12 protein-coding genes are annotated in these 11,917 nt (G+C 62.7%); 5 read left to right on the forward strand and 7 right to left on the reverse strand.

What is annotated here, in order from left to right; all coding sequences use genetic code 11:
- Positions 1 to 28 precede the first annotated feature (28 nt).
- Entirely contained in the window at positions 29 to 883 is an 855-nt protein-coding gene (locus tag A3AI_RS0101050; RefSeq protein ID WP_024513784.1) for a hypothetical protein, read from the forward strand.
- A 61-nt stretch (positions 884 to 944) separates the two neighbouring features.
- Here the strand turns inward: A3AI_RS0101050 and A3AI_RS0101055 are convergent, their stop codons facing one another.
- A complete protein-coding gene (locus A3AI_RS0101055) occupies positions 945 to 1,418 on the reverse strand; it encodes a hypothetical protein (protein ID WP_024513785.1) in 474 nt (157 codons plus the stop codon).
- A 250-nt stretch (positions 1,419 to 1,668) separates the two neighbouring features.
- Here A3AI_RS0101055 and A3AI_RS0101060 point away from each other — a divergent pair, with 250 nt between their 5' ends.
- From A3AI_RS0101060 to A3AI_RS0101075, 4 genes are all read left to right on the forward strand, one after another.
- Positions 1,669 to 2,988, forward strand: a complete 1,320-nt coding sequence (locus tag A3AI_RS0101060) for a lytic murein transglycosylase (protein WP_024513786.1) — start codon at positions 1,669 to 1,671, stop codon at positions 2,986 to 2,988.
- A 54-nt stretch (positions 2,989 to 3,042) separates the two neighbouring features.
- Positions 3,043 to 3,546, forward strand: a complete 504-nt coding sequence (locus A3AI_RS0101065; RefSeq protein WP_024513787.1) for a DUF1993 domain-containing protein — start codon at positions 3,043 to 3,045, stop codon at positions 3,544 to 3,546.
- Between the two features lie 239 nt (positions 3,547 to 3,785).
- Positions 3,786 to 4,886 (forward strand): alkene reductase, encoded by a 1,101-nt coding sequence (locus tag A3AI_RS0101070; protein ID WP_024513788.1) that lies wholly within the window; start codon positions 3,786 to 3,788, stop codon positions 4,884 to 4,886.
- Positions 4,887 to 5,015: 129 nt separating this feature from the next.
- Positions 5,016 to 5,825 (forward strand): tetratricopeptide repeat protein, encoded by an 810-nt coding sequence (locus A3AI_RS0101075; protein ID WP_024513789.1) that lies wholly within the window; start codon positions 5,016 to 5,018, stop codon positions 5,823 to 5,825.
- Positions 5,826 to 6,020: 195 nt separating this feature from the next.
- Here the strand turns inward: A3AI_RS0101075 and A3AI_RS0101080 are convergent, their stop codons facing one another.
- The 6 genes from A3AI_RS0101080 to A3AI_RS0101105 all read right to left on the reverse strand — a co-directional run bounded on the left by A3AI_RS0101080 (position 6,021) and on the right by A3AI_RS0101105 (position 11,915).
- Positions 6,021 to 6,734 carry a hypothetical protein gene (locus tag A3AI_RS0101080; RefSeq protein WP_024513790.1) on the reverse strand — a complete coding sequence of 238 codons (714 nt, stop codon included), beginning with the start codon at positions 6,732 to 6,734 and terminating at the stop codon, positions 6,021 to 6,023.
- 173 nt (positions 6,735 to 6,907) lie between these two features.
- Positions 6,908 to 8,704: an ABC transporter substrate-binding protein gene (locus tag A3AI_RS0101085; RefSeq protein ID WP_084800797.1), complete on the reverse strand. Its 1,797-nt coding sequence runs from the start codon at positions 8,702 to 8,704 to the stop codon at positions 6,908 to 6,910.
- A gap of 75 nt (positions 8,705 to 8,779) precedes the next feature.
- Complete coding sequence (locus A3AI_RS0101090; protein ID WP_024513792.1) at positions 8,780 to 9,109, reverse strand: DUF2160 domain-containing protein; 330 nt, start codon at positions 9,107 to 9,109, stop codon at positions 8,780 to 8,782.
- An 11-nt stretch (positions 9,110 to 9,120) separates the two neighbouring features.
- The gene (locus A3AI_RS0101095; RefSeq protein ID WP_024513793.1) at positions 9,121 to 9,927 is read right to left on the reverse strand and encodes a carbohydrate ABC transporter permease; all 807 of its coding nucleotides are present in this window, start codon (positions 9,925 to 9,927) and stop codon (positions 9,121 to 9,123) included.
- A complete protein-coding gene (locus A3AI_RS0101100) occupies positions 9,927 to 10,829 on the reverse strand; it encodes a carbohydrate ABC transporter permease (protein ID WP_024513794.1) in 903 nt (300 codons plus the stop codon). The genes A3AI_RS0101095 and A3AI_RS0101100 overlap by 1 nt, the downstream gene beginning before the upstream one ends.
- Entirely contained in the window at positions 10,830 to 11,915 is a 1,086-nt protein-coding gene (locus A3AI_RS0101105; RefSeq protein WP_024513795.1) for an ABC transporter ATP-binding protein, read from the reverse strand.
- Positions 11,916 to 11,917: the final 2 nt, after the last annotated feature.

Genomic DNA, 11,917 nt, shown 5'->3' on the forward strand with positions numbered 1-11,917 from the left:
CCGGCGACTTCGACCGCAGGGGACAATCATGCGTGCTGCATTGGCCATTTCAGCCTTCCTCGCCGTTGCGCTGGGCGCCACAGCGCATGCCGCGTCCCGCGTGATCCAGGTCGAGCCGGCCGACAATGCCGCCTCGTCCGCGCCGCCGGTGGGCTTCCAGACCTATAACGGCTATATCTACGACCTCTCCGAAAACGCGGACCGCAAGGACAGCGAGGCGCTGCTTGCCAACCTCAAGCACCAGCTCGACATCGTCGACAAGGCCGGCTTCTCCCCCCGGGTCGTGAAGTTCTTCCACACCGTTCCGATCCTTTCGAACGAGACCGAATGTCTCGAGCTCGGCGCCGGCTGGGCCTGCTACGGCCTGGTGGTGCCAGACCGCGAGCGGCGCGGCGCGTTCAATCTCACCACCTGGGATCACGACCAGCAGAAATGGGTCAACCCGGATCCTGTCGAGCTCGCGGTCGATTCCGGTCTCGGCGTCATCATCGTGCGGCCCTATATGTCGAGCTATAACGACGAGCCGGTGCTGCTGCACGAATTCCTGCACGTCTTTCACAGCCGCCTGATGCCGCAGGGCTATGACAATCTCGGCGTGAAGGCGTTCTACGCCCAGGCGAAATCGAAGAACCTGTTCCCGAAGGAATCCTACACCGTCTTCAATCACAAGGAATTCTTCGCCGTGACCGGCAGCATCTTCCTCGCCGGCAAGGACACGGTGCACGAGCCGTTCACCCGCGCCGGGTTGAAGGAGAAGATGCCGGAGTACTACAAATATCTGGTCGGCGTGTTCGGCTTCGATCCGGAAAAGCCGAGCGAGCCGCCGATGGCATCGGCGGAAGCGATGCCGCCCTCGGCGGACGCGCCGTCGATGGCGCCGTAAGCAGCATCATTCGTTCGAGCGCGTTCAAGGCATCGCATTCCGCCTCCGAAAGCCGACGCGGTCAGCGCGACTTGCCGGACGGAAAGGGGTTGCGCGGGCGATAGCGGTCGCGGTCGGCTTGTGGGAGCCTCGCGATGTTCGAAGACGATATGGAACGCTGCGGCTCCGGCTGCATCGGTCGCTGCGGACCGGCGAGATCTCCGGGCACGCCCTGGGCCTGGCGGATGAACAGCGTCGCCTCGAACGGCAGATCGGGCGCCTGCGCCGATGTGCCGGTACAGCAGGCGATCGGCCCCCTGGCCTTGCCGGTCAGCTTGAGTTCGACCTCGTCGATGCCCAATACCGTGGTCGGGCCATCCGCGAAACGCTTGGTCGTCAGCGTCGCGGTGAAATTGTCACCGTCGACCTCATAGGTGCCGCCATAGGCGAAGAAGGCGTCGCCACCCGAAATCTTTCCCTCGGCAAGATGCACGATCGCCGTGCCCTGGCCGCGCGCTGTCCGAAACCATGCGTTATAGGTGCCGTCTCTGAACATCTCAAAAATTCAATCGCAAGGACGCGAAGCAATCGTGAGGAAGCGAAGCAATTCTGCCCACTACTAGAAGGCGAAACTGTAAACGGCTACCACGACATGGTGCCGTGGTTAACGACTGAAAAATGAACGAGCAGAGACGTCCCGGCCCCGTGGTCCAATTCCGGCCTGTCCGCGCCTGTCGCAAGAAGATTTCCTTTTTGCACCGATTCGGATAACTGACAGCCAAACTTGCGCCCGAGCTGGTGAAACGATGCCCCGTTCCTGCCTTCCCCGAACCGCGATCGCCGTGCTGGCGGCGCTTGCGTTCTCGTGCGTCGCTTCTGCGCAGTTCGCGCCGCCGCCACGGCCGGCCCCTGCATCGCAGCGGCCGGCGCCCTCGCTCCGTGCCGCGTCCTGCCACAACGGCGCGAGCTTCGAGAGATTCCTGGGCGAGCTGAAGCAGCGCGCGATGGCGGAAGGCGTTTCGCACGATGCAATCGCCGAGGCCTCGCCCTACCTGATCTACGAGCAGGGCATCGTCAATCGCGACCGCGGCCAGCGCGTGTTCGGCCAGCTCTTCACCGAATTCGCCGGCCGTATGGCCGCGCCCTATCGCATGCAGCAGGGCCAGCAGCACATCAAGACCTACGCAGCGGCGTTTGCGCGTGCGCAGAAGGAATATGGCGTGCCGCCAGCGGTGATCGCCGCGTTCTGGGGGCTGGAGAGCGACTTCGGCGCCAACATGGGCAATTTGCCGGTGCTGCCTTCGCTGGTGTCGCTCGCCTATGACTGCCGCCGCTCCGAGCGCTTCCAGAACGAGACCATCGCGGCGCTGAAGGTGATCGATCGCGGCGATCTTGCGCCTGACGAGATGGTCGGCTCCTGGGCCGGCGAGCTCGGGCAAACGCAGTTCCTGCCGACGCATTACGTCACCTATGCCGTCGACTATGACGGCGACGGCCGCCGCAATTTGCTGCGCAGCGCGCCCGACGTGATCGGCTCGACCGCGAACTACATCGCCAACGGCCTGAAATGGCGGCGCGGCGAGCCGTGGCTGGAGGAGATCCGGCTGCCGCCGAATTTTCCTTACGAGCAGGCCGACCTCGCCATCCAGGAGCCACGCGCGAAATGGATCACGCTCGGCGTAACCTATCCGGACGGTCGCCCGCTACCGAACGACAACATGCCATCGTCGGTGCTGCTGCCGATGGGACGGATGGGCCCGGCGTTCCTGGCTTATGCGAATTTCGCGGCCTATACCGAGTGGAATAATTCGCTGATCTACTCCACCACCGCCGGCTATCTCGCCACCCGCATCGCGGGCGCGCCGCCGATGCGCCGGCCAGCAGGCCCTGTCACGCAGCTGCCGTTCAATGAGATCAAGGAGTTGCAGCAAATGCTCGCGCGCGCGGGCTTCGACGTCGGCAAGATCGACGGCGTGCTCGGCCAGCAGAGCCGCACGGCGGTGAAGGCCATGCAGATCAAATACGGACTGCCTGCGGATTCCTGGCCGACGGCGGAGCTGCTCGCACGCATGCGCGGCACGCCCCGCGCCCAGCCAGCGGCCGCGGCGCTGCCGGTGGTGCGGTAACGGCGTCCCGCCGAACTGACGCTTTGACCTGAATCATCCAAGGAGAAATCACCCATGTCGATCTATGACGCCACAGTCCCGCTTTTCATCCAGATGCTCACCGCGCTGACCGGCATCCTCAACAAGGCGGAGGCGCATTGCCAGGCCAAGGGGATTCAGCCCGAGGTGCTGCTGTCGGCCCGGCTCTATCCGGACATGCTGCCGTTCACCAGGCAGGTGCAACTCGCCTGCGATTTCGCCGCCAAGGGCTCGGCGCGGCTTGCACATGTCGAGGTGCCCTCGATCGCCGAAACCGAGAAGAGCTTTGATGAATTGCGCCAGCGGCTCGCCAAGACGATCGACTATCTGAAGGCATTCAAGCCGGAGCAGTTCGAGGGCGCGGAGGCAAAGGACATCACCTTCCCGGCCGGACCGAACACCAATCTGACCCTGAAGGGCCAGCAGTTCGTCAACCGCTTTGCTTTCCCGAATTTCTTCTTCCACACCTCGATTGCGCACGGCATTCTGCGTCACAATGGCGTCGAAATAGGCAAGCGCGATTTCCTTGGAGTGGCCTGACGGCAGGCTCCGTCATTCTGGGGTCGACGCTGACGCGTCGTCCCCAAGTGACAGAAAAAATCATCTCGTTCGGCGGCCTCACCAGCGCGCTTATTTCACCACGCGATCAAAACAGCCTAAAATTCGCCTTTTTGAACGTCCGCGCAGCTCACCTGCGCGAAGCGTATGGCTGCCGGCTTGCAGGAATTGCTGCAATGCCCAATTCTTCCCTGTCTGTAACGCCACATCGGAAAGCCTTTATGAGCATGCCGACTAACCTGTTTGAGCCCTTCAAGCTTGGCCCGATCACCTTGCCCAACCGCCTGGTGATGGCGCCATTGACCCGCAATCGCGCGCTGCCGCCGGGCATGGTGCCGAGCCCGCTCGCCGTCGACTATTACGGTCAGCGCGCCTCGGCGGGGCTTCTGGTCACCGAGGCGAGCCAGATTTCGCAGCAGGGCCAAGGCTATCAGGACACACCCGGCATCTTTTCCAGGGAGCAGGTCGCGGCCTGGCGCAGGGTGACCGATCGCGTGCATGAGCGCGGCGGGCATATCTTCATCCAGCTCTGGCATGTCGGGCGCATCTCGCACACCGCGCTGCAAGCCAATGGTGCCGCGCCGGTTGCGCCATCGGCGCTCCGCGCCAAGGGCAAGACCTTCGTCAACGGCACCTTTGCCGATGTCTCCGAACCGCGCGCGCTGGAGCTGTCGGAAATCCCCGGGATTATCGACGACTTCAAGCGCGCGACCGCCAATGCCAGGGAGGCCGGCTTCGACGGTGTCGAGGTTCACGGCGCCAACGGCTATCTGCTCGACCAGTTCGCCAAGGACGGCGCCAACAAGCGCACGGACGCTTATGGTGGCTCGATCGAGAACCGTGCGAAGCTGATGCTGGAAGTCACGAAAGCGGTGGTTGGCGAGATCGGCGCCGAGCGCACCGGCATCCGCATCTCGCCGGTGACGCCGGCGAACGACATCTCCGATTCCAACCCCCAGCCGCTGTTCGACTACATTGTCGATCATCTCAACGTGTTGAAGCTCGTCTATATCCACGTCATCGAGGGCGCGACCGGCGGCCCGCGCGACATTGCCCCGTTCGACTATGCTTCGCTGCGCAAGCGTTTCAGTGGTGCCTATGTCGCCAACAATGGCTACGATTTCGAGCTGGCGACCAAGGTGCTTGCGGCCGGCGCGGCAGACTTGATCGCGTTCGGCAAGCCGTTCATTTCCAACCCCGACCTGGTCGAGCGCTTGAAGCGCGGCGCGCCTCTCAACGCGTGGGACAAGAACACGTTCTACGGCGGCGGCGCCAAGGGCTATACCGACTATCCGACGCTGCAGGCCGAGGCGGCGCAGTAACTCTCGGCGAGGAGCAAAGCGACGAAGCAAGCAGACTACATCCATAGCTCTGGATTGCTTCGCTTCGCTGGCAATGACGCGTAAGATGGGCTCGAACCATGAATCGTCGGTCGAGCCCGTCGAAGAAGCATGAGCAAGGACAAGCCCGAGGACATCGTTCGCCGCGCCGCCGCCGCCTTCAATGAGGGACGGATCGATGAGGCGCGCAAGCTGTGCGAGCAGGGGCTGGTCCGCACGCCGCGCGAGCCGATGCTGAGCCATTTGCTGGCGGCGATGCTGCTTGCGCAAAGAGACACGACGACCGCGCGGTTCCACATCGAGAACAGCCTCAACGTCCGCCCGGACAATGCCGCGGCCCGGATGCTGGCTGGTCGCATCACGCGCGCCGCGGGCGATTTTCAGGCCGCACTTGTGCATTTCGGCCGCGCAATTGCGCTGAGCCCGCAACGGGAGGCCTTTGTCGAGCATGCGCGCACGCTCGATCAGGCAGGCCTTCGTGCGCCGGCGCGCGAGGCTTGGGCTGCGATCCTCAAGGTCATTCCGGAGCACCAGGAGGCAGCAAGCCGGCTCGGGCGGCTCGCCTTTGAAGATGGCGACCTCGCTGACGCCGCCTCTTATCTCGAACGCGCCACCGCTGCCGAGGCACCTGCGTCAACCTGGTTCGACCTCGGCGTGGTCCGCCAGGACATGCGCAACTATGCCGCAGCCGAGACCGCCTATCGCAAGGTGCTCGACATCAAGCCCGATCATGCCGAGGCCGCGCTCAACCTCGGCATCGTGCTGCAGGAATCCGGCGACCCCGATGCTGCGATGGGCGCCTATGCCACCGCATATCGCCTGCGGCCCGACATGTTCGGCGCGATCACGATGGCGCTGACCTCGGCGCCGCACGGCCGGCTGTGGCTCGACGAAGCCGAGTTGCGCCGAGCGTTAGCATGATCCGGAAAAGTGTGTAGCGGTTTTCCGAAAGGATCATGCTCGATCAAAGACCTAAAAGCGCGATGACGATTCAACCAAATCTCATCGCGCTTTAGGAGTGTTTTCGAGCGAAGTGGAGACCGGTTCGCGGGAAGAAAACGCGTCAAAACAAGAATCTAGAGCTCCGGTTCTGATTCAATCAGAACCGGAAATGCTCTAGGTGGTTAGCTTTCCCCGTCGGGCGCGGAAATGCTTGCGGTAGACACCGGGCTTGGCCAGCACCTCACCGACCGTGTGCGCATAGGACCGGGCGTGTGCCTCGTCAAAGCTCTCGAACTTGAGCTCCGGATTGCCGCGCGGCACGGCAAAGCATTGCGCGACCGGCGTGCCTTTGTTCAATACGCCGGAAAAATCCTGCGCGGTCCAAACCGCGGGAAAATTGATGCCGCCGTCGTGAAAGAGGTCGGCATCGACCAGGCCCGAGATCAGCCGGAACGGCAGGTCTTCGCGGTTGATCGGGTGCGTGGCAAACAACGACCAGCCCGGCTCCAGCTCGATGGTCCAGAAGCTGTTGAACTTGATCGCGGCCTTGTCGCCGTTCGCGAACGGTGCGCCGGCAAGCTGCGCGGCAACATGGAAGCTGAGCGGCGCACGCGGATGATTCGCGGTCGCGGGCGCCGGGACGTCCCAGTCCCACGAGAACGCGCCGCGCTCGACCATGATGTCGCAGGGTAACAGGATCATCACGCCATAGGCCATGGCGTCGACAAAGGGCGGGCATTGCTTGATCGTGCGGATCTCGCGGCGGTGGATCTCCGAATGAGCATTCGCCGGCATCGCGCGCAGCCAGTCCGGCAGCGCCGTTCGCGCCGGCACCGGACGCGGCAGATGATCGATAAGCGCGGGATCGCAGCGGAAGATCATGCGCATGGGTAACTCCAGAGGCGGGACTTCTCCCTCTCCCCGCCCTTGCGGGAAGAGGCGATCCGAACTCGTTGCCCCATCTGAGTCAATCGTCCGAAAAGCAAAAGGCCGGGATTGCTCCCAGCCTCCGCGTTCGTGGATGGCCGGGCTAGAACCCGGCCACCGAAGTAACGAGCCGTTCAGTTCGCCGAAGCGCGCTTCGGGGGGCTCGCCGGCCACGACTTGATCAGGGTGTCGTAGTCGATGGTCTCGCCCTTCGGCTTTTCATTGGCAAGCTTGCGCTGCGGCGCGATGTTGCCGTCCTTGGCCGACTTGGCGAACCAGTACTCCGCCGTTTCCTTCTTGTTGAGCTTCGGTCCGCAGGCACCCTGCACGCCCGACTTCTCGAGGCGTTCGAGCACCGAGTCCTGGGCCGCGGCGAGCGAGTCCATCGCCTGCTGCGGGGTCTTCGCACCCGAGGCCGCATCGCCGATGTTCTGCCACCAGAGCTGCGCGAGCTTCGGATAGTCAGGCACGTTGTTGCCGGTCGGGGTCCACTGCACGCGCGCGGGCGAGCGGTAGAACTCGATCAGGCCGCCGAGCTTCGGCGCACGTTCGGTGAACGACTTGTCCCAGATGTCGGATTCACGGATGAAGGTGAGACCAACATGGCTCTTCTTCAAGCTCACCGACTTGGAGACGATGAACTGCAGGTAGAGCCAGGCCGCCTTGCGGCGGTCGACCGGGGTGGACTTCAAGAGCGTAGCCGAACCCACGTCCTGGTAGCCGAGCTTCATGCCCTCTTTCCAGTACGAACCGTGCGGCGAAGGCGCCATACGCCACTTCGGCGTACCGTCGCTGTTCATCACGGCCAGACCCGGCTTCACCATGTCGGCGGTGAAGGCGGTGTACCAGAAGATCTGCTGGGCGATGTTGCCCTGCGAGGGCACTGGTCCCGACTCGGAGAAGGTCATGCCCTGTGCCTGCGGCGGGGCATACTTCTTCAGCCAGTCGAGATACTTGACGATCGAATAGACCGCCGCCGGACCGTTGACGTCGCCGCCGCGCTCGACCGAGGAGCCCACGGGACGGCAGCCTTCCATGCGGATGCCCCACTCATCGACCGGCAGGCCGTTCGGCAGGCCCTTGTCGCCGTTACCGGCCATTGAGAGCCACGCGTCGGTGAAGCGCCAGCCGAGCGAGGGGTCCTTCTTGCCGTAGTCCATGTGGCCATAGACCTTGACGCCGTTGATTTCCTTCACGTCGTTGGTGAAGAAATCAGCGATGTCCTCATAGGCCGACCAGTTCACGGGCACGCCGAGATCGTAGCCATACTTGGCCTTGAACTTGGCCTTGATGTCCGGATTGGTGAACCAGTCGTAGCGGAACCAGTAGAGGTTCGCGAACTGCTGGTCGGGCAGCTGATAAAGGTGGCCGTTCGGTGCGGTCGTGAACGACTTGCCGATGAAGTCGTCGACATCCAGCATCGGATCGGTGACGTCCTTGGCTTCGCCCTTCATCCAATCCGTCAAATCGACGGCTTGGCCGTAGCGGAAGTGGGTGCCGATGAAGTCGGAGTCGTTGATCCAGCCGTCATAGACGTTCTTGCCGGACTGCATCTGGGTCTGGATCTTTTCGACGACGTCACCTTCCTGGATGATGTCGTGCTTGACCTTGATACCGGTGATCTCCTCGAACGCCTTCGCGAGCTTCTCGGATTCATACTGGTGCGTGGTGAGGGTTTCGGAAACGACGTGGACTTCCATTCCCTTGAAGGGCTCAGCGGCCTTGATGAACCACTGCATCTCCTTCATCTGGTCATCCTTCGACAAGGTCGAAGGCTGGAATTCCTCGTCGATCCACTTCTTGGCAGCGGCTTCGTCCGCATAAGCGGGCGCGGTGACAACAGCCGAAGCCGCCATCAGCGCGAACGCGCTCGTCATCATCAACGTCCGGGTCCTGGTCAAGGGCCCCTTGCTTGGTTCTAGGCGTCGCATGTTGTTCCTCCGTTGCAGCGACAGACTACTCCTCAGGCCCGGGTTGAACCCCGGATCTGCTCCTTTTTTCGTTGGCTAAACCGTGCGGAAAACCGCCACGGCTACCCCCAGCGAAATCAGCGTGGCGAGCCAAAGGCTCGATACTTCAAATCCCTCCTCACCGATCGGCAGCGTGGCGATGGTGTCGGTGCCAACGAGGCCGATCCACAACAAATGGATGATCGCAGCGAGGATCAGAGAAATAAACAGCCGGTCGCCGCGCGTGGTCGGAATTCGCAGGATTCCGAACCGCTCGACCTCGGGATAGGCAACCGCAAGCCAGGTCATGACCGTCAACGTCAGCGCAATACACGCAAAGAAGATCGCGGTCGGCAGCGTCCAGGCCATCCATGCGATACTATCCATGACGCGTCTCCCTACACGCGACCGAGCGCGAAGCCGCGCGCGATATAGTTGCGAACGAACCAGATAACGAGCGCGCCCGGGATGATTGTAAGCACGCCCGCTGCGGAAAGCAGACCCCAATCCATGCCGGCGGCCGAGACGGTGCGTGTCATTACCGCCGAGATCGGTTTGGCGTCGACCGAGGTCAGCGTGCGCGCAAGCAGCAGCTCGACCCACGAGAACATGAAGCAGAAGAAGGCGGCAACGCCGATTCCGCTCGAGATCAAGGGCACCAGGATCTTCACGAAGAAGCGCGGGAACGAATAGCCGTCGAGGAACGCCGTCTCGTCGATCTCGCGCGGCACGCCGGATACGAAGCCTTCCAGGATCCAGACCGCCAGCGGGACGTTGAAGATGCAGTGCGCCAGCGCCACCGCCCAGGGTGTATCGAACAGCCCGATCGCCGAATAGAGGTTGAAGAACGGCAGCGCATAGACTGCGGCCGGCGCCATGCGGTTCGACAACAGCCAGAAGAACAGGTGCTTGTCGCCGAGGAAACGGTAGCGCGAGAAGGCGTAGGCCGCGGGCAGCGCCACCGAGATCGAGATCACGGTATTGATGATGACGTATTTCAGCGAGTTGATATAGCCGGAATACCAGCTCTCGTCGGTGAAGATGCGCGTGTAGTGGGCGAGCGTCGGATGATGCGGCCACAGCGTCATCGTCGAGACGATCTCATCGTTGGTCTTGAAGCTCATGTTGACGAGCCAATAGATCGGCAACAGCAGGAAGACCAGGAACAAAGAGATGATGATACGCCGGCCGGGAATCGAGTGCATCACTTCGCTCCCTCTTTCACCGGGCGCGCGGCGCCGGCATTGGTCATGACGGTGTAGAACACCCAGCACACGATCAGGATGATCAAATTGTAGACCAGCGACATCGCCGCCGCCTTGCCGAGGTCGAACTGGCCGAGCGCGATCTTGACGAGCTCGATGGAGATGAAGGTGGTCGAGTTGCCGGGTCCGCCGCCCGTCACCACGAACGGCTCGGTATAGATCATGAACGAGTCCATGAAGCGGAGCAGCACGGCGATCAGGAGCACGCGGTTCATCTTCGGCAGCTGGATCGCGGTGAACACGGCCCAGCGCGAGGCGCCGTCAATCTGGGCGGCCTGGTAATAGGCATCCGGGATCGACTTCAGGCCGGCGTAGCAGAGCAACGCGACCAGGCTGGTCCAGTGCCAGACGTCCATGACAATGACGGTCGCCCAGGCGTCGAATGCATTAGAAACATAGTTGTATTCGATGCCGAGGCTGTTCAGGGTGTAGCCGAGCAGGCCGATGTCGGGCCTGCCAAAGATTTGCCAGATGGTGCCGACCACATTCCATGGAATCAGAAGCGGCAGCGCCAGAATGACGAGACACGCCGCGACCTGCCAGCCGGTGCGCGGCATCGACAGCGCAATCACGATGCCGAGCGGCACCTCGATCGCGAGGATGATCGCCGAAAAGATCAGATTGCGGCCAAGCGAAGCCAGGAAGCGGCCGCCGAGGTCGGTCGACGGATCGAGCAACTCCTTGAACCAGCCGACGCCGTTCCAGAAGAACTGATTGTTGCCAAAGGTGTCCTGCAACGAATAGTTCACCACCGTCATCATCGGGATGATCGCCGAGAACGCCACCACCAGGAACACCGGCAGCACCAGGAACCAGGCCTTTTGATTGACCGTCTTTTCCATCTACGGCGCCCCCTCGACCAGACGGCTATCGGCATAGACATGCACATGCGCGGCATCGAAGATCAGGCCGCATTTGCCGTCGGCGCTTGAAAAGCTCTCGCGCACCCGGGCGGCGAATTTGACGTCGCCGACACGGACGCGCGCGAAACGCATGCGGCCGAGATCGTCGATGCGCTCGATCTGGGCAGCGAGCAGGTCCGGCGCCGGGTTGGCGATGTCGACGAATTCGGGCCGCACGCCGATCTCGATCTTCGCGCCTGACGGCAGGACGTCGTAGCTGCGCTTGAGTGAAATGACGTGGCCGTTGATGCGCGCCTCGCGGCCCTTCACCTCGGCCGGCATGATGTTCATGCCGGGCGAGCCGATGAAGTAGCCGACGAAAGTGTGCGCGGGCTTTTCGAATAGTTCCGCCGGCGTGCCACTCTGCACCACCCGCCCGTCATGCATGACCACGACGGTATCGGCGAAGGTCAGGGCCTCCGTCTGGTCGTGGGTCACATAGATCATGGTGAGGTCGAGTTCGCGGTGCAGCGCCTTGAGCTTGGAGCGGAGCTGCCATTTGAGCTCGGGATCGATCACCGTCAACGGCTCGTCGAACAGGACGGCCGCGACATCGGAGCGGACAAGGCCGCGGCCGAGCGAGATCTTCTGCTTGGCATCGGCTGTGAGCCGCGTCGCCTTGCGATTGAGATCGGGCGTGAGGTCGAGCAGTTGCGCGATCTCCTTCACCCGCGCGTCGATGTCGCGCTTGGGCACGCCGCGATTCTTCAGCGGAAACGCCAGGTTCTGCCCCACCGTCATGGTGTCGTAGATCACCGGGAACTGGAACACTTGCGCGATGTTGCGCTTCTGGGTCGACAGCGGCGTGACATCCTGGCCGTCGAACAGAATCTTGCCGCGCGAGGGCGTGATGATGCCGGAGATCAGATTCAAAAGCGTCGTCTTGCCGCAGCCGGACGGTCCGAGCAGCGCATAGGCGCCGCCCTGCCGCCAGGTCATCGAGATCGGCTTCAGCGCATAAGTCGACTCGTCGGCGGAATTGCCGCCGTAGGAGTGTGCGAGATCGACGAGGTCAATGCGGGCCATGC

Origin of the sequence: Bradyrhizobium sp. Tv2a-2, assembly GCF_000472425.1 — a bacterium.
In the GTDB taxonomy this organism is placed as follows: domain Bacteria; phylum Pseudomonadota; class Alphaproteobacteria; order Rhizobiales; family Xanthobacteraceae; genus Bradyrhizobium.